19 protein-coding genes are annotated in these 16,562 nt (G+C 41.8%); 12 read left to right on the top strand and 7 right to left on the bottom strand.

What is annotated here, in order from left to right; all coding sequences use genetic code 11:
• Positions 1-9: 9 nt before the first annotated feature.
• The gene (locus tag K5Q34_RS02615; RefSeq protein ID WP_024392341.1) at positions 10-474 is read right to left on the bottom strand and encodes a TetR/AcrR family transcriptional regulator; all 465 of its coding nucleotides are present in this window, start codon (positions 472-474) and stop codon (positions 10-12) included.
• 115 nt (positions 475-589) lie between these two features.
• Here K5Q34_RS02615 and K5Q34_RS11710 point away from each other — a divergent pair, with 115 nt between their 5' ends.
• The 3 genes from K5Q34_RS11710 to K5Q34_RS02605 all read left to right on the top strand — a co-directional run bounded on the left by K5Q34_RS11710 (position 590) and on the right by K5Q34_RS02605 (position 2,677).
• Positions 590-718 (top strand): hypothetical protein, encoded by a 129-nt coding sequence (locus K5Q34_RS11710; protein WP_260619428.1) that lies wholly within the window; start codon positions 590-592, stop codon positions 716-718.
• Between the two features lie 14 nt (positions 719-732).
• Positions 733-1,665: an alpha/beta hydrolase gene (locus K5Q34_RS02610; RefSeq protein ID WP_024392340.1), complete on the top strand. Its 933-nt coding sequence runs from the start codon at positions 733-735 to the stop codon at positions 1,663-1,665.
• 70 nt (positions 1,666-1,735) lie between these two features.
• Positions 1,736-2,677: an alpha/beta hydrolase gene (locus tag K5Q34_RS02605; RefSeq protein WP_024392339.1), complete on the top strand. Its 942-nt coding sequence runs from the start codon at positions 1,736-1,738 to the stop codon at positions 2,675-2,677.
• A 53-nt stretch (positions 2,678-2,730) separates the two neighbouring features.
• On the opposite strand, the gene K5Q34_RS02600 is transcribed toward K5Q34_RS02605, so the two are convergent.
• The 6 genes from K5Q34_RS02600 to K5Q34_RS02575 all read right to left on the bottom strand — a co-directional run bounded on the left by K5Q34_RS02600 (position 2,731) and on the right by K5Q34_RS02575 (position 7,438).
• Positions 2,731-3,288: a GNAT family N-acetyltransferase gene (locus tag K5Q34_RS02600; RefSeq protein ID WP_024392338.1), complete on the bottom strand. Its 558-nt coding sequence runs from the start codon at positions 3,286-3,288 to the stop codon at positions 2,731-2,733.
• Between the two features lies 1 nt (position 3,289).
• A complete protein-coding gene (locus K5Q34_RS02595; protein ID WP_221864456.1) occupies positions 3,290-3,964 on the bottom strand; it encodes a DNA alkylation repair protein in 675 nt (224 codons plus the stop codon).
• Positions 3,965-4,006: 42 nt separating this feature from the next.
• Positions 4,007-5,494, bottom strand: a complete 1,488-nt coding sequence (gene zwf / locus K5Q34_RS02590) for a glucose-6-phosphate dehydrogenase (protein WP_105179485.1) — start codon at positions 5,492-5,494, stop codon at positions 4,007-4,009.
• Positions 5,495-5,572: 78 nt separating this feature from the next.
• Complete coding sequence (locus tag K5Q34_RS02585; RefSeq protein ID WP_221864455.1) at positions 5,573-6,388, bottom strand: TIGR03943 family putative permease subunit; 816 nt, start codon at positions 6,386-6,388, stop codon at positions 5,573-5,575.
• Entirely contained in the window at positions 6,385-7,290 is a 906-nt protein-coding gene (locus tag K5Q34_RS02580) for a permease (RefSeq protein ID WP_221864454.1), read from the bottom strand. The genes K5Q34_RS02585 and K5Q34_RS02580 overlap by 4 nt, the downstream gene beginning before the upstream one ends.
• 1 nt (position 7,291) lies before the next feature.
• Positions 7,292-7,438 carry an SPJ_0845 family protein gene (locus K5Q34_RS02575; RefSeq protein WP_002936026.1) on the bottom strand — a complete coding sequence of 49 codons (147 nt, stop codon included), beginning with the start codon at positions 7,436-7,438 and terminating at the stop codon, positions 7,292-7,294.
• Between the two features lie 122 nt (positions 7,439-7,560).
• On the opposite strand from K5Q34_RS02575, the gene ligA reads away from it, so the two are divergent.
• The 9 genes from ligA to atpD all read left to right on the top strand — a co-directional run bounded on the left by ligA (position 7,561) and on the right by atpD (position 16,561).
• A complete protein-coding gene (ligA, locus tag K5Q34_RS02570) occupies positions 7,561-9,519 on the top strand; it encodes an NAD-dependent DNA ligase LigA (RefSeq protein ID WP_221864453.1) in 1,959 nt (652 codons plus the stop codon).
• A gap of 10 nt (positions 9,520-9,529) precedes the next feature.
• The gene (locus tag K5Q34_RS02565) at positions 9,530-10,573 is read left to right on the top strand and encodes a diacylglycerol kinase family lipid kinase (RefSeq protein ID WP_221864452.1); all 1,044 of its coding nucleotides are present in this window, start codon (positions 9,530-9,532) and stop codon (positions 10,571-10,573) included.
• Between the two features lie 136 nt (positions 10,574-10,709).
• A complete protein-coding gene (locus K5Q34_RS02560) occupies positions 10,710-10,910 on the top strand; it encodes a F0F1 ATP synthase subunit C (RefSeq protein WP_002936021.1) in 201 nt (66 codons plus the stop codon).
• Positions 10,911-10,946: 36 nt separating this feature from the next.
• A complete protein-coding gene (atpB, locus tag K5Q34_RS02555; RefSeq protein WP_024407435.1) occupies positions 10,947-11,663 on the top strand; it encodes a F0F1 ATP synthase subunit A in 717 nt (238 codons plus the stop codon).
• Between the two features lie 17 nt (positions 11,664-11,680).
• The gene (gene atpF, locus K5Q34_RS02550) at positions 11,681-12,187 is read left to right on the top strand and encodes a F0F1 ATP synthase subunit B (RefSeq protein ID WP_024407434.1); all 507 of its coding nucleotides are present in this window, start codon (positions 11,681-11,683) and stop codon (positions 12,185-12,187) included.
• Positions 12,188-12,721: a F0F1 ATP synthase subunit delta gene (locus K5Q34_RS02545; RefSeq protein ID WP_105134224.1), complete on the top strand. Its 534-nt coding sequence runs from the start codon at positions 12,188-12,190 to the stop codon at positions 12,719-12,721.
• Positions 12,722-12,724: 3 nt separating this feature from the next.
• The gene (gene atpA / locus K5Q34_RS02540) at positions 12,725-14,245 is read left to right on the top strand and encodes a F0F1 ATP synthase subunit alpha (protein ID WP_044761584.1); all 1,521 of its coding nucleotides are present in this window, start codon (positions 12,725-12,727) and stop codon (positions 14,243-14,245) included.
• A gap of 11 nt (positions 14,246-14,256) precedes the next feature.
• Positions 14,257-15,135: a F0F1 ATP synthase subunit gamma gene (locus tag K5Q34_RS02535; protein ID WP_002936012.1), complete on the top strand. Its 879-nt coding sequence runs from the start codon at positions 14,257-14,259 to the stop codon at positions 15,133-15,135.
• Between the two features lie 19 nt (positions 15,136-15,154).
• Positions 15,155-16,561 carry a F0F1 ATP synthase subunit beta gene (gene atpD, locus K5Q34_RS02530; protein WP_024384813.1) on the top strand — a complete coding sequence of 469 codons (1,407 nt, stop codon included), beginning with the start codon at positions 15,155-15,157 and terminating at the stop codon, positions 16,559-16,561.
• Position 16,562: the final 1 nt, after the last annotated feature.

Raw genomic sequence — 16,562 nt, 5'->3', positions numbered from 1 at the left:
ACTGCGAAGTTAGCTACTTTTTTGCTGATTCATAATTCTTGTAATTTCTTCTGCGGTGTCCACCATGCCACGCTGGTACCAAGCGGTGCAGGCACCCAGGATTGAATAGCCCACAAAGGCGTAGGAATAGGCTAGTTCCGTAGGTAATTGGGCCAGACTTTGCCTGTCTGTTAGGAGTTGGGCGATGAAGATTTCCTTTTCACTCTTGTAGAGGCAGTCAATCAAGGTCTTGTTCTGCTGGAAAAAGGAAAAGAGTGAAGGGAAGGACAGGTCGTTACCATATTCTTTTTTGTAGGCAGAATAAGCTCTTTCCAAGGCCTGTTTTAAAATAGCGTCCTTACTATCAAAATTCCGATAAAAGCTGATGCGGGTCACTCCTGCTCGATTGGCAATATCGGTAATGGTAATCTTATCATAAGCCTTTTGCTGAATAAGTTGCAAAAGGGCTTCTTGGATATAATCTTGTGCAGTCATGTTACAAACTTCCTCCTTTTGTTACATGGTTTGCCTTTGACATTGACATGGGAATTAACAAATGTTACACTTGTTACATCTTAATTGAAAATGAAGGAAATGTCAAGGAGTAATCATGACTTTAAAACGTTGGTTGGTGTTAGGGATTATAGCGATTGTTGGACTGTTAGTTGGTCGCCTGTTGGTACGGATTTTCCTCAATCTGCTATTGGGTGGAACAATCTGGGGAGGTAATTTTCTATGAGAAGGAGAAGATTTGTGGGCTTAGGAATTTTAGTATTTTTCTTGGCTGTCCTTGCTGGTGTAACTTCTAAAGGGTTGATTAAGCCAGCTTGGGCCAAGAAGTACACTGTTGAATGGTCGGAGCAGGTAGGAAGAACGGTGACGGATCTGTCCTATGGAGAGGAAGATGCCCAAAAGTTTGACCTCTATCTGCCTGCGAACACTAGTAAACAGACCTACGGACTTGTTGTCTATCTGCATGCGGGTGGGTTTACAAGCGGTGATAAAAAGGATGACCAGCAGATGTTGCAATGGCTGGCTTCTAAGGGCTATGTAGCAGCTGGTATCAACTATACCTTGTGGACAGATGAGAATGGAGCAAGTGTTACTTCTCAAGCTCAGGAAATCAAAGACAGCATTCCTCATGTGATTGAGGCGGCTAAAAATGAAGGCTATACAATTGACAAAATGGCTATTTCAGGTGGATCAGCGGGTCATGCTCTAGCTATGATTTACGCTTATCGAGATGCCAAAGAAGCTCCTGTTCCTGTGGTTTTGACCTTCGGTGGCGTTGGCCCTTCTAGCTTTTACATGGAAGATTGGGGCATTTATGGGGCGGATACCAATCATGAAGTTGCCGCAGGTCTTGTCAGTGCTATGTCAGGACAGGAGGTGACCAAAGAAATGATTGTTGACGGGAGTTACAAGGCTATTGTCAATGAAATTTCAGCAGTCCACTGGGTGACGGAAGAATCTGTGCCAAGTGTGGTCATCTACGGAAAACATGATAAGGTGCAGCCTTACGCCGCAGCCCTTCGACTAGAAAAAGCCTTGAAAGAAAAAGGTGTTGACTACCAGTTCCTTACTGCTGAACATTCTGGACATGGTCTGCAAAATGACGATGCTGCAAACCAAGCCTATATGACCTTAGTGGAAGACTATTTGGCCAAGTATCTGCCGGTGGATTAAGTTTTAGTAGTGAGTGTTGAATTGATTGGCATTCATCATTCAACAGTTAGGTTGGATTTAAGGAGAAATAATGAAGAAAGTATTCACAATTTTAGGTATCATCATTTTTTGTATCATTTCGTTAATGATTATTACCCTTAATTTTCTTTCGCACCAATCAGTAAATCCAAGAAATTTCCAAGAAAAAACGGAAATGGGTGGAGAGATTGAACAGAAGTATATGGCAAATGGAAGCTATGAAGTTGCCAAAAAAGAAGAAGGAACGCTCTTAAATTTTGGAAAATTCCTGATTTTCTATCCAAAAGAATTGGAGACAAGTGACAAGCAATACCCTGTTATTGTGATTGCCAATGGAACTGGTGTTCCACTTTCTAAATTTCCAGCTATTGCTGAACATTATGCTTCCTGGGGATTTATTGTCATCGGAACGGAAGAGCCTCACTCCTGGAATGCCTTTGGAGCTGAAATGAGTATTCGTTATTTAGAGAGAATGAATGCCAATCAAGAAGTTGCTGATAAGGAAAGTCTATTTTATCAAAAAGTTGATTTTGAAAATGTCGGCATCGTAGGGCATTCGCAAGGTGGTGTTGGGGTTATCAATGCTATCACCGACACACAGCATAAAGATATTTACAAGACTGCGGTGGCACTTTCTCCTACCAATAAAGAGTTAGCTCATAATCTATTTTGGGATTACGATGCGACAAAGATTACTATTCCGATAATGCTCATATCTGGTCAGGGTGGAGGAGATGATTGGGTTGTTACAGGAGACCAATTGGTTGACATCGCCAATGATATCCCAAGCAATAAACTTGCTATGAGGCGTAAAAATACGCCACATGGTGAAGTGTTGTACAAACCAGATGGCTATACAATGGCATGGTTTATGTGGCAATTGCAAGGTGATACAGAAGCCGCCCAAGCATTTATAGGTGATAAACCTGAAATCTTAACCAATCCGTATTATACTGACCAACTGATTGAGTTGGAAATAGATAGAAAAGAGTAATGCGGAGTATCCTATAAGAAAGTTGTTAGAAAAAAAGTCGTTAGTTCAATGAACTAGCGACTTTTTCTATCTGTATGCAGCAGTGAGTAAATGGCAATATCCACAATACCACGATTGTTTCGAGCAGCTTGTCGAAGGGTTCCTTCGTAGGTCATACCAACTTTTTGCATGACACGACCAGAAGGGCGATTTTCACTGTCGTGGACAGCCGTAATCCGTAAACAACCAACCTCTTCCAGTAAATAGCGATTGACAGCTTCAAGAGCTTCAGGCATGTAACCTTGGCCCCACCATTTACTACCCAACACCCAACCTAATTCAGCGGCCTGTACTCGTTCATCTAGACTGACGACGGAAATATCTCCAATTACTTGTTGTGTTTCCTTGAGCTCAATAATCCACCTGTACGATTTTTCTTGTGAATAAGATTGGAGACAGAAGTGGATATAGTCTTCAGTTTCTTGGAGTGTCTGATGAGTTGACCAGGTCAGATAAGTGGTGACCTTTTCATCTGAAGTCCAGTTTTGGAAAACTGATTCAACATCCTTTGCTTGAAAAGGGCGCAAAATCAGGCGTTCTGTTTCTAATACTTGTGTTCCAATATGTTGCATCTTATTTTCTCCTCAACAATGCTTCTATCCAGTCTGGTGCGTAGGCAGAAGTACAGCCTTTTGGTACTTTCATGTCCACATAGACAGCTAACTCTTTACCGATTGCAAGGCCTTGTTCTAGATAGTCAGGGTAAGCAACGGCAATCTCCACCAAGCATTGGTTCATGGTCCATTGGACAAGTGGGTCTGCGGTTTGTAAATGCTGACGAATATGGTCTAGAGTTTCTTCAATTTCTTGATTTGTTGCTGTTTTTCCAGCAAAGTATTTGGCACGAAGGAACCAGCCAATGCGTTGAAAAATGGCTTGGTCTTGAGTGAGTAAGTATTCCTCCCAGTCTTTGCTATCCTTACGTTTGCTAAGAATAATGGAAGCCAGCTTATCTAGGACGTTGACCGAAACTTGTTCATTGAGGCAAGTTTCTAAAGCAGTAGAAGTCAGCTGGTCAGGTTTTGTTTTGGCAATTTGAATAGCTAAATATTGTGCTTCAAGGACACCTGTTTGCCAGAGTGGAGCAAACAAGTCCAGTCGATTTTTATAGGCCTTGGCGATACCAGAAATAGCTCCCATCGGAACGCTGTAGTAGGGCTTAGTTTCGCCAATTTTTTCATAACGCTTGAGGGTGCCAGCATGGCTGGCTGCTTCAAGTTGGGTGAGAATAGTGTTTAATTCAGTCATAAATATCTCCGAAAAAAACTGGATTGCTCCAGTTTACATATATTATTTCAATAAGCCACGTTCACGATACCACACATCTGGCGTCCAGACCCACTTGCAACCGTAGCTTTCTAGCAAATCAAAGGCAGCCTCAGGTCCCATAGTTCCAGCTGGATAGGTGTGGAGTGGGACTTGGTTGCTTGCCCACAAATCAACAATGCGGTCAATCAAGCTCCAGCTTGCTTTCACTTCTTCCCAATGGCTAAAGTTAGTAGAATCACCATTTAGGACATCGTAAAATAGTTTTTCGTAGGCTTCAGGTGAATTGCCAAGAGCAGTTGCATTGTGGCGGAAGTTGAGTTTGGCAGGAGTAAGAGCAAAGTGGGAACCAACTTCCTTACCGTTGATAGAGAGCATGAAGCCTTCAGTTGGTTGGATGAAGATGGTCAAGACATTGGCCTCAGAAGGTTGACCAAAAATATCTTCCGCATGCTTGAAGGTGATGGTCACGCGCGTGCCCTTTTCTGTCAGACGTTTACCTGTACGGAAGAAGAACGGTACATCACGGAAACGGTCAGTATCAACGAAGAAGACACCTCCCGCAAAGGTTTCTGTCTGAGAAGCTTCGGCAATATTTGGTTCATCCAAGTAGCTAACGTAGTCTTTTCCGTCGATGGAACCTGCTGCATATTGACCACGGATAAAGTTGCGTTTGAGGTCCTCATCAGAAGGTTGACGAAGGTGTTGGAAGACCTTGATCTTTTCAGCGCGGACATCTTCCTCCTTGAAGCTGGCTGGCTTATCCATTGCTAGAAGTGAAAGAACTTGAAGGGCATGGTTTTGCACCATGTCTTTTAAGGCGCCAGAATGATCGTAGTAGCCCCCACGATCCTCAACACCAATCGCTTCAGCAAATGTAATTTGGACGTTATCGATGTAATCGCGATTCCAAATATGCTCAAAAATGATATTTGCAAAGCGAACCGCAAAGATATTTTGCACCATTTCCTTGCCTAGGTAATGGTCGATACGGTAGATTTGGTCTTCATTGAAGGCTGCTGCCAATTCATCATTGAGTTTGCTTGCGGTTGCAAGGCTAGTTCCGAAAGGTTTTTCAATAATCAAGCGTTCAAAACCTTGTCCGTCAACAATTTGCTCAGATTTGAGGTGTTTGGCAATGGTTCCGAAAAATTCAGGTGCCATAGAGAGGAAGAAGACCTTGTTGTGCTGGGTATCGTATTTTTCACACAAGTCGTCCTGCAATTTACGAAGAGCTACATAATGTTCCGTGTCATTGACATCGTGGCTTTGGTAGTAGAAATGACTAGCAAATTCATGAGCTTGACGTGGTGTGTCAGGCAGATCACCTAGTGATTCAATGACGGTTTGCTCAAAAAATTCCTTGGTCCAGGGTCTGCGAGCTGTACCAATTACTGCAAAGTTTTCCTTGATGTGTCCAGCCTTATAGAGGCGGAATAAAGATGGGTAAAGTTTGCGTTTGGCAAGGTCGCCACTAGCACCAAAAATTGTAAACAATACATGTGATGACATAATTTCATTCCTATCTGTTGAGTATAGACACTATTATAGCATAAATTGTCAGAAAATTCACTTTTTGAATTGGAATTATTAGAAAACACGGTAGACGTACGGGGAATCTGGCTGTTCAATCTGAACCATCGATTGCAATTCAAGTGTTGGGAGATTTTGTTTCAACGATGTATGGTAGGAAACCTTGATTGTTCCTCTGGCTTTTACCCAAGTATTGTTAGGAAATTCTGTGGTAGCACCCGTAGAGAGTAAGCCATATACCCCAGAATCAGCAATGCAGTGAATAATACCAAAGCGGAAAAGGAAAAATTGCTGGCTATTGTCAGGGTCATTGTAGACAAATCCAATCATTTCAATTGTTTTTCCTGAAAATTCCGTAGGATAGTCGTAGATTGCTTCCATCACTTCCATATAGTTTTCATTAGTTACGACAATGGTTTCTTCAGCCAAGTACCGATCAGCAATTTCACGCATCTGGTTTTGATAGGCAGCTTTTGTAAAATAAATAGAAGTATCAGGCTTGAGATACTGAACAGTCGTCCCTTCTTGGTTTTGTGTATTAGCATCGTTTTCTGCTGCTAGTGGGAAATGATAGCCCTTGGCAGCAACAGTTGTTGAATCCAGGCTTACCGTAGGAAAGAGCCAGGCTACAGCAAGAGGAATGAGCAATAGTCCAATGCTTGATAGTTTGGCAATTTTGCTTTTTAAATGGCTATGTACTCGAATTTCTTTTACCCAGACATACAATTGTACGATGGCAAGTATGAAAGATAAAATCATGGATAGATAGGCTAGATAGCTATAGTGCAGATTGATGTATTGGTCTAATTTTCCAGAGACATAAAGATACATGGTCATCTCAAAATAGCCTGCAAGAATTAAAAAGCGAATCATACTACACCTCCAAGTATCATACTATATCCCAAAATAACGAGAGTGATAGTAATGATAAAACCGGCTATAAATTTCCCCTTGAAATAATGTTTCATCATGAGCAAGTTTTTAACATCCACCATGGGTCCGATAACTAAGAAAGCCATTACTGGGGCGAATCCGAAGCTGGATAGTAGTGATGCACCAATAAAGGCATCGGCCTCAGAACATAGGGAAAGAAGAAAGGCCAGCAACATCATCAGTAAAATAGCTGCTAATGGACTGTGACCGATGGTAGTCAGGACAGCAGTTGGAATATAGACCTGTACGAGACTGGCAAAGAGACAACCAAAGACTAGATAACGTCCCGTATCAAAAAATTCATCAATGGCATGAATAAGTGCGAAGCCAACTTTTTGCCAACTGGTTTTATCTGAATAATCATGCTGGTGATGGTCAAATTTGCTTCCTTTAAGAATGGGTCCTTTTACGAAAAAACCAAGAATGATTCCCAATACTAGGGATACAATGATGGCTCCTAGGGCTCTATAGAAGGCGAAAAGTAGGGAGTTGCCAAAAGCGGTAAAGGTTGCAAAAAGGACGATGGGGTTAATCACAGGAGCCGTTACTAAAAAGGGGACAGCAGTATAACTAGGTACTTTTTTCTCTAATAGCCGATTGACAATAGGGACAATACCACATTCGCAAGACGGAAAAATGAAGCCGATAAAGGTTCCAAATAGAATGGCAAGAAACTTGTTCTTGGGAAGGAGTTTATGGACTTTTTCAGGGGTGATAAACACATCAATAAAGCCAGAAATCAATGCTCCAATCAACACAAAGGGCAAGGCTTCAATCATGATAGACAGGAAAATAGCCCCCGCCTGTAGGACGGAGGTAGGTAATTGATCAAGACCGAACATATTATTTTTTATCCTGATTCAAGTTGTTTTTCTCGGAATTTTCTTTTGATTTTGGATCAGGATACTCAATTTCTTCCAGTTTTTCAAATGAAGCAAATTCTTCCAGCATCTTTTCTAAATCATCTTGTCGTTTATAGGTTACAGCCATAGGGCACCTCCAAAAATTTTATATACACATTATACATTTTTTACTAAAAATTATCTAAAGGAATCTGTTTTTATTGAAGCGCAAATATAGTTCGCACCTTCAAATCATGATATAATATTCTTATGAAAACAAGAATATCAGAATTAGTTAGCGTGCTCAATCAATACGCTAAAGAGTATTATCAATTGGACAAACCTAGCGTATCAGATGCAGAATATGATACGCTTTATCGTGAATTAGTAGAACTGGAAACAGCTCATCCAGAACTGATTTTACCAGACAGTCCTACCCATCGGGTCGGGGGAAAGGTGCTAGACGGATTTGAAAAATATAGTCATGTTTATCCTCTTTTTAGTTTGCAGGATGCTTTTTCTCGTGAAGAATTAGAAGCTTTTGACCAGCGAGTTCGCAAGGAATTTCCTCAAGCAACTTATATCTGTGAATTGAAGATCGATGGTCTATCTATTTCCCTGACCTATGAAGCGGGTAATTTAGTCGTGGGTGCTACACGTGGTGACGGTAGTGTCGGTGAAAATATCACAGAAAATCTCAAGCGAGTGGCTGATATTCCTTTGACCTTACCCGAATCTGTGGACATCACTGTCCGAGGTGAGTGTTATATGCCAAAGGCTTCCTTTGACCGTGTTAACAAACAGCGTCAGGAAGCTGGTGAAGCTGAATTTGCTAATCCGCGTAACGCAGCGGCAGGAACTCTTCGCCAATTAGACACAGGTGTCGTGGCCCAGCGTGGACTTGCAACCTTCCTTTACCAAGAGGCTAGTCCATCTGAAGCGACTAGTCAGTCCGATGTGCTTCGCAAGTTAGATGCTCTGGGATTTGTGACCAACCACGAATATTGCTTGGCGGAGTCGATTGATGAGACGTGGGATTTTATTGAAAAAATAGCAGAGCGTAGAGATGATTTACCCTATGAGATAGATGGTGTTGTCATCAAGGTAAATGATTTAGCTATACAAGAAGAACTAGGATTTACAGTAAAAGCGCCACGATGGGCAGTAGCTTACAAGTTTCCAGCTGAGGAAAAAGAAGCAGAAATCTTATCGGTTGATTGGACTGTTGGCCGGACAGGTGTTGTGACACCAACTGCCAACCTTAGTCCTGTTCAACTGGCAGGAACGACTGTCAGTCGAGCGACCTTGCACAACGTAGACTATATCGCCGAAAAAGATATTCGTATTGGCGATACGGTCATTGTTTATAAGGCGGGAGATATTATTCCAGCAGTTCTGAAAGTGGTGGACAAGTATCGAAAAGAGCAAGAAATCATGCCCATTCCTAGTCATTGTCCGTCTTGTCAGAGCGACCTACAACACTATGAGGACGAAGTTGCCCTCCGCTGTATCAACCCTATTTGTCCTAGCCAGCTGATGAGTAAGTTGGAACATTTTGCAAGTCGAGATGCCATGAACATTGCGGGACTGGGTAGTTCAATCGTTGAAAAACTATTTGGAGCAGGCTTGGTGCACGATGTTGCTGATATTTATAAATTAACTGTTGATGACCTATTGACTTTGGAAGGTTTCAAAGAAAAATCAGCTGACAAGCTCTATCAAGCCATTCAAACTTCTAAGAGCAACTCAGCAGAACGCCTCCTGTTTGGTCTAGGTATTCGCCATGTCGGCAGTAAGGCAAGTAAGATTTTAGTAGAAAAATTTGGCGATTTAGAAACCTTAGCATTTGCTGAACAAGAGGCAATTGCTTCGCTAGAAGGCCTTGGTCAGGTTATTGCTAAGTCCTTGACAACTTTTTTTGCTAGTGAGGGTACGCAGCAACTTTTAGCTGAACTTAAGGAAGCTAAGGTAAACTTGACCTATCTCGGACAAGTAGTAGATGAAAATGCTGCGCTATCGGGTATGACAGTTGTACTGACTGGTAAATTGGAGCGAATGAAACGAAACGAAGCCAAGGCCAAATTAGAAGCTTTAGGGGCAAATGTAGCGGGATCTGTTTCTAAAAAAACTAATCTTGTGGTTGCCGGAACAGATGCAGGTAGTAAATTGACCAAAGCCCAGGAGCTAGGTATCGAAATAAAAGATGAGGCTTGGTTGGAGAGCTTGTAAAGGTAAAACGATGGAAGAAAGAAAACGTGCTAGACTAATATATAATCCGACCTCAGGTCAAGAAATCATGAAGAAAAATGTGGCCGAAGTATTGGACATTTTGGAAGGTTACGGTTATGAAACTTCAGCTTTCCAAACAACTGCTGAGAAAGACTCTGCAAAAAATGAGGCTACACGTGCGGCACTTGCGGGCTTTGACTTGATTATTGCGGCTGGTGGAGATGGAACGATCAATGAAGTCGTCAATGGAATTGCTCCGCTTGAAAAACGTCCGCAGATGGCCATCATACCGACTGGCACCACCAATGACTATGCGCGTGCATTAAAAGTGCCCAGGGGAAATCCTGTAGAAGCAGCTAAGGTTATTGGTAAGCAGCAGACCATTTTAATGGATATTGGTTTAGCCAAAAATCAAAAAAATGGTTTTTATCAAGAACATTATTTTATCAACATTGCTGCGGCAGGTACACTTACGGAATTGACCTACAGTGTTCCAAGCCAACTTAAGACCATGTTTGGCTATTTGGCCTATGTGGTAAAAGGAGCAGAACTCCTGCCACAAGTACAATTTACACCTGTTCGTGTAGAGCATGACGAGGGCGTGTTTGAAGGCTCGGTTTCAATGATTTTTGTTGCCTTAACCAATTCAATTGGAGGGTTTGAACAGATCGTTCCAGATGCTAAGTTAGATGATGGTAATTTTACCTTATTGATGGTTAAAACAGGGAATTTATTTGAAATTCTGCATCTGATTCGTCAAGTCTTAGACGGTGGCAAACACATTGATAGTGATTTAGTTGAATACATAAAAACCAAGAGCCTATCCATCGAAAATCTGAACCCAGATAACCGTCTACTGCTCAATCTAGATGGAGAGTTTGGTGGGGAAGCCCCTGTACGTCTGTACAACCTATCAAACCATATAGAGTTTTTCGCAGATACAGATCTGGTTTCTGACCATGCAATCACTCTTGATACTGATCAGATGAATCGAGAAGATATGGCTAAACGATTCATTGAAGAAACAGACCATATTGATGAATCTATTAAATAGGAAGAAAAGATGAAATACTCTTTTCTTTTTATTTTGTAAAAACGAATTAAACGCTTACAATGGCGGTATTTTCTTGACAAATAGATGTTTTAGGAGTATCCTTACATGGTATTAAATTTTAAAAGGAGAATTCGTTATGAGTTTAGGCGCATTGGCCCTTGGATTGGCCTGTCTTGGTGTAAGTATCGGTGAGGGACTGTTGGTGGCTTCATACCTTAGTTCGACTGCACGTCAACCAGAAATGCAAAGTAAATTGATGGCTGGTGTATTTTTGGGTGTTGCCTTTATCGAGGGAACTTTCTTCGTAACCTTGGCTATGACATTTGTCTTGAAATAGTAGAAAATAGAGAAATAGAAAAGGGGGGAACCTCCATTGGAAGAACATTTAAGTCCAACCCTTACCCTTGGTCCCGTAACCTTTGACCTGACCATGGTATTGGTTTCTGTCATTACCATTTCCATTATTTTCTTACTTGTTTTTTGGGCTAGTCGTCGGATGGAGCTCAAGCCAAAAGGAAAACAGAATGTTTTGGAGTACGTTTACGAATTGACCATCAATTTTACAAAAGGGAATCTTGGCGATGCGGAAGCAAAGCGGTATTCCTTGTTCTTCTTTACAGTCTTTACTTTTCTTTTGGTTGCCAATAATCTAGGTTTGATGACCAAATTGGAAACAGCAGAAGGACATAATTTGTGGACTTCTCCAACGGCCAATATGGCTTACGATTTCGGTTTGGCAACAATTGCAACAGTATTTTGTCATGTTGAAGGTATTCGTCGTCGCGGTTTCAAGGCGTACCTCAAATCTTTTGTGACACCCTGGGCTATGGCTCCAATGAACATTTTGGAAGAAGTGACCAACCTTGTGTCGCTTGCTCTTCGTCTGTACGGTAACATTTATGCTGGTGAAGTGCTTGTCTCTCTTCTTCTACAATTATCTCAACAAAGTGCACTTGCATATCCAATTGCCTTTGCTCTAAACGTTGTTTGGACAGCATTTTCTGTATTCATTTCATGCTTGCAGGGATATGTATTTATCATGTTGGTATCTATGTACTTAAATAAAAAAATTAGTGGTGAGAGTGAATAGGAAAGGGAAAGACAACTATGGCAACAACTATTACAATGCAATCTAGTACCATTCTTGGAAACTTTATCTTGGTAACAGCCTCATTTGCAATACTTATTATTCTTATTCGTGTTTTTGCATGGGATAAAATTACAGGTATTTTTGAAGAACGTGCCAATAAGATTGCGAACGATATTGATGCTGCAGAAGAAAAACTAACAGCAGCAGCGAACCTTGTTCAACAACGTGAAGATGAGTTGGTACAGGGACGTATTGAAAGTCAAAAGATTATTCAAGACGCGGTTGAACGCGCAAAACTAGAGAAAAAACGTATTCTTGAGCAAGCAGATGTTGAAATTCAAGGATTGAAGCAAAAAGCTCAGTTGGAAATTGAAGCTGAAAAACGTGAAGCACAAGAAAACTTGCGTGTTCAAGTTGCTGAACTGGCAGTTGATCTTGCAAGCAAAATTATTTTGGAAGATTTGGACCAACAAGCTCATAGTAACTTGATTGACCGTTATTTGGACAAACTAGGAGACAAGTAGATGAACGCTAGAGAAAATGCCATCGTGCAAAAATATGCTCTATCATTTGTTGAAAAAGTCAGTGATCATGCAGATATTTGGGATATGTATGACCAGATTTCTGACTTGATTTCCATCATTCATGATAGTAAGCTGAATCGAATCTTGCTGTCAGCGACAGTATCGAGAGAAGAAAAGGCTGACTTTGTAAGGACGGTACGTCAATCTAGTTTCTGGCAAATCAATGACTTGATTGAAGATGTTATTCGTGATGGTCATGCAGACTTGCTTCTTGAAACCCTTGAGCGTGTCCAATTACAAATCAGTAAATTTAAAAATGAATTTGAAGCCCATGTGGTTTCTGTTTACCCTTTGACTGAAGGACAAAAAGAGCGTCTTCGTCAAGTGGTTGAAGAACGATTTGCCCTACGTGTTCATAACATCTCTGAAGAATTGGACCCAAGTTTACTTGGCGGATTTATCGTTACTGTCAACCACAAGGTAATCGATGCAAGCGTTCGAACTCAGTTGAAGGACGTTAGAAAAAAACTTTAAGAAATAGAAAGTGGTGTTCTTTTGATTAATGCACAAGAAATTAGCGCTTTACTAAAACAACAAATTGAAGGCTTTCAGCCTGACTTTGACTACACAGAGACTGGTGTCGTAACCTATATCGGTGACGGTATCGCCCGTGCGCAAGGTCTTGACAATGCCATGAGTGGAGAGCTTTTGGTATTTGAAAATGGCACCATTGGTATGGCACAAAACTTAGAAACCAACGATGTTGGTATCATTATTCTCGGACAATTTACCGATATTCGTGAAGGGTCAGTTGTTCGTCGTACTGGTAAAATTATGGAAGTACCAGTTGGTTCGGCTTTGATTGGTCGTGTCATCAACCCACTTGGTCAACCTGTGGATGGTCTTGGTGAAATTCGTACTAGTAAGACTCGTCCGATCGAATATCCAGCACCAGGTGTTATGCAACGTAAGTCGGTTAATGAACCGCTTCAAACTGGTCTTAAGGCGATTGACGCTTTGGTTCCGATTGGTCGTGGTCAGCGTGAATTGATTATCGGTGACCGTCAGACAGGGAAGACATCTGTAGCTATTGATGCTATTCTCAACCAAAAAGGCCAAGACATGATTTGTATCTATGTGGCTATCGGTCAGAAAGAGTCAACTGTTCGTACTCAAGTTGAAACGCTTCGTCAATATGGTGCTTTAGATTACACAATCGTAGTAACTGCATCTGCTTCACAACCGTCTCCATTGCTTTTCTTGGCTCCTTATGCTGGTGTTGCAATGGCAGAAGAGTTCATGTATGAAGGCAAACACGTCTTGATTGTTTACGATGATTTGTCAAAACAAGCGGTAGCTTACCGTGAATTATCTCTCTTGCTTCGTCGTCCTCCGGGTCGTGAAGCCTATCCAGGGGATGTATTCTACTTGCACAGTCGTTTGCTAGAGCGTTCAGCCAAGGTTTCAGATGAATTGGGCGGTGGCTCCATTACAGCTCTACCATTTATCGAAACACAAGCGGGAGATATTTCAGCTTACATCGCTACCAACGTGATTTCTATCACGGATGGACAAATCTTCTTGAAGGACGATTTATTCAACTCTGGTATCCGTCCAGCCATTGATGCGGGTTCTTCTGTATCACGTGTAGGTGGTTCTGCACAGATTAAGGCCATGAAAAAGGTTGCAGGTACCCTTCGTATCGACTTAGCTTCTTATCGTGAATTAGAGGCCTTTACGCAGTTCGGTTCAGATTTGGATGCGGCAACTCAGGCAAAACTCAACCGCGGTCGTCGAACTGTGGAAGTCTTGAAGCAGCCATTGCATAAGCCACTCCCAGTTGAAAAACAAGTTTTGATTTTGTATGCTTTGACAAATGGCTATCTTGACTCAGTGCCGATTGATGATATCTTGGCATTTGAAGAAGAGTTGTATGCTTATTTTGATTTGCATTATGATAATCTTTTGGATGTCATTCGTACAACCAAAGATCTACCTGATACAGATGAGTTGAACGCTGCAATTCAAGCTTTCAAAGACCAGTCTGTCTTTAAGTAAAGGAGTGAATAATGGCAGGTTCTCTCAATGAAATCAAGTCAAAAATTGCATCAACTAAGAAAACCAGTCAAATCACCGGTGCCATGCAGATGGTTTCGGCTTCTAAATTAGCCAAATCAGAGCAATTAGCGCAATCCTTTCAGATCTACGCTAGTAAGGTTCGTCAGATTACAACGGATCTCTTGCGTGGAGAATTGATGGCTTCAGATACAAGCAATCCAATGCTGATTCGCCGTCCAGTTCAAAAATCGGGTTATATTGTCATTACCTCTGACAGTGGACTAAAAGGTTCTTATAATTCTAGTATCTTGAAGGCTGTGATGGGGATGATTGAACAGGATCATGACTCGAAAGATGAGTATGAGATTATTGCTATTGGTAGTATGGGAGCAGATTTTTTCCGTGCTCGTGGTATCAATCCTGTCTTTGAATTGCGCGGTTTAGCAGACAACCCAAGTTTTGAAGAGGTTCAAAAAATCATTTCTAAGTCTGTTGAGATGTACAAGAATGAACTCTTTGATGAGTTGTATGTTTGTTATAACCACCATGTCAATAGTTTGACCAGTCAGGTGCGTGTACAACAGATGCTTCCTGTAGAAGATTTGGACCACAATGAAGCAGATGGTTATACAGCTACCTTTGAGTTGGAACCAAACCGTGAGGTTATTTTGGAACAACTCTTGACTCAATATGCAGAATCAACTATTTATGGAGCGATTTTGGATGCTAAAACTGCTGAAAATGCAGCAGGTATGACAGCCATGCAGACAGCGACGGATAATGCTAAGAATGTCATTAACGATTTGACAATCCAATACAATAGGGCTCGTCAGGCAGCGATTACTCAGGAAATTACTGAGATTGTAGCTGGTGCCTCAGCCCTTGAGTAATAGAAATAGAGGAAATAGAATGAGTTCAGGCAAAATTACTCAGGTTGTCGGACCAGTTGTAGACGTTGCGTTTGCAGCAGAAGATAAACTTCCTGAGATTAACAACGCACTCGTTGTATATAAAAATGATGATTCCAAACAAAAAGTCGTGCTTGAAGTGGCTTTGGAACTTGGTGATGGCGTTGTACGGACCATTGCCATGGAATCAACGGATGGATTGACACGTGGGATGGAAGTTCTCGATACAGGTCGTCCTATCTCAGTTCCAGTCGGTAAAGAAACGCTGGGTCGTGTCTTCAATGTGTTGGGAGATACCATTGACCTTGAAGAGTCTTTTCCGGCAGATTTTGAACGTGAGCCTATCCATAAGAAAGCGCCAGCTTTTGACGAATTATCTACTTCAAGCGAAATTTTGGAAACAGGGATTAAGGTTATCGACCTCCTAGCACCTTATCTCAAAGGTGGTAAGGTTGGTCTCTTCGGTGGTGCCGGTGTTGGTAAAACCGTTCTTATCCAAGAATTGATTCACAATATTGCCCAAGAACACGGTGGTATCTCTGTGTTTACCGGAGTTGGCGAGCGTACCCGTGAAGGGAACGATCTTTACTGGGAAATGAAAGAATCAGGTGTTATTGAAAAAACGGCCATGGTATTTGGTCAGATGAATGAGCCACCAGGAGCCCGTATGCGTGTTGCTCTTACTGGTTTGACCATTGCGGAATACTTCCGTGATGTGGAAGGGCAGGATGTTCTTCTGTTCATCGATAATATCTTCCGCTTCACTCAGGCTGGTTCAGAAGTGTCTGCCCTCTTGGGTCGTATGCCATCAGCCGTTGGTTATCAGCCAACACTTGCAACTGAGATGGGACAATTGCAGGAGCGTATTACCTCAACCAAGAAGGGTTCTGTTACATCTATTCAGGCTATTTACGTACCTGCAGATGACTATACAGACCCAGCTCCAGCGACAGCTTTCGCTCACTTGGACTCGACTACCAACTTGGAACGTAAGTTGACTCAGCTTGGTATCTACCCTGCGGTGGATCCGTTGGCGTCATCATCTCGTGCGCTTTCTCCACAAATTGTTGGTGAAGAGCACTATACAGTGGCTATGGAAGTAAAACGTGTTCTTCAACGTTACCAAGAATTGCAAGATATTATTGCCATTCTCGGTATGGATGAATTATCAGATGAAGAGAAGACCTTGGTTGGTCGCGCTCGTCGTATCCAATTCTTCCTCTCTCAAAACTTCAACGTTGCGGAGCAATTTACAGGTATGCCAGGTTCTTATGTGCCAGTAGCAGAAACGGTGAAAGGCTTTAAGGAAATCTTGGACGGCAAACACGACCATCTACCAGAAGATGCCTTCCGAAATGTTGGTTCAATTGAGGATGTGGTCGCTAAAGCTGCTAAAATGAAATTCTAGA

Source organism: Streptococcus sp. 2018110 (assembly GCF_019754115.1).
GTDB classification, from domain to species: Bacteria; Bacillota; Bacilli; order Lactobacillales; family Streptococcaceae; genus Streptococcus; species Streptococcus hashimotonensis.
Note: the sequence above shows the minus strand (reverse complement) of the source record. Positions and strands in the feature narration are given on the sequence as shown.

Bases quoted from the DNA above. Each gene is read 5' to 3' on its own strand.
- K5Q34_RS02615 (WP_024392341.1), bottom strand. From the start codon at position 474: ATGACTGCACAAGATTATATCCAAGAAGCCCTTTTGCAACTTATTCAG.
- K5Q34_RS11710 (WP_260619428.1), top strand. From the start codon at position 590: ATGACTTTAAAACGTTGGTTGGTGTTAGGGATTATAGCGATTGTTGGA.
- K5Q34_RS02605 (WP_024392339.1), top strand. From the start codon at position 1,736: ATGAAGAAAGTATTCACAATTTTAGGTATCATCATTTTTTGTATCATT.
- K5Q34_RS02600 (WP_024392338.1), bottom strand. From the start codon at position 3,288: ATGCAACATATTGGAACACAAGTATTAGAAACAGAACGCCTGATTTTG.
- K5Q34_RS02595 (WP_221864456.1), bottom strand. From the start codon at position 3,964: ATGACTGAATTAAACACTATTCTCACCCAACTTGAAGCAGCCAGCCAT.
- zwf (WP_105179485.1), bottom strand. From the start codon at position 5,494: ATGTCATCACATGTATTGTTTACAATTTTTGGTGCTAGTGGCGACCTT.
- K5Q34_RS02585 (WP_221864455.1), bottom strand. From the start codon at position 6,388: ATGATTCGCTTTTTAATTCTTGCAGGCTATTTTGAGATGACCATGTAT.
- K5Q34_RS02580 (WP_221864454.1), bottom strand. From the start codon at position 7,290: ATGTTCGGTCTTGATCAATTACCTACCTCCGTCCTACAGGCGGGGGCT.
- K5Q34_RS02575 (WP_002936026.1), bottom strand. From the start codon at position 7,438: ATGGCTGTAACCTATAAACGACAAGATGATTTAGAAAAGATGCTGGAA.
- ligA (WP_221864453.1), top strand. From the start codon at position 7,561: ATGAAAACAAGAATATCAGAATTAGTTAGCGTGCTCAATCAATACGCT.
- K5Q34_RS02565 (WP_221864452.1), top strand. From the start codon at position 9,530: ATGGAAGAAAGAAAACGTGCTAGACTAATATATAATCCGACCTCAGGT.
- K5Q34_RS02560 (WP_002936021.1), top strand. From the start codon at position 10,710: ATGAGTTTAGGCGCATTGGCCCTTGGATTGGCCTGTCTTGGTGTAAGT.
- atpF (WP_024407434.1), top strand. From the start codon at position 11,681: ATGGCAACAACTATTACAATGCAATCTAGTACCATTCTTGGAAACTTT.
- K5Q34_RS02545 (WP_105134224.1), top strand. From the start codon at position 12,188: ATGAACGCTAGAGAAAATGCCATCGTGCAAAAATATGCTCTATCATTT.
- K5Q34_RS02535 (WP_002936012.1), top strand. From the start codon at position 14,257: ATGGCAGGTTCTCTCAATGAAATCAAGTCAAAAATTGCATCAACTAAG.
- atpD (WP_024384813.1), top strand. From the start codon at position 15,155: ATGAGTTCAGGCAAAATTACTCAGGTTGTCGGACCAGTTGTAGACGTT.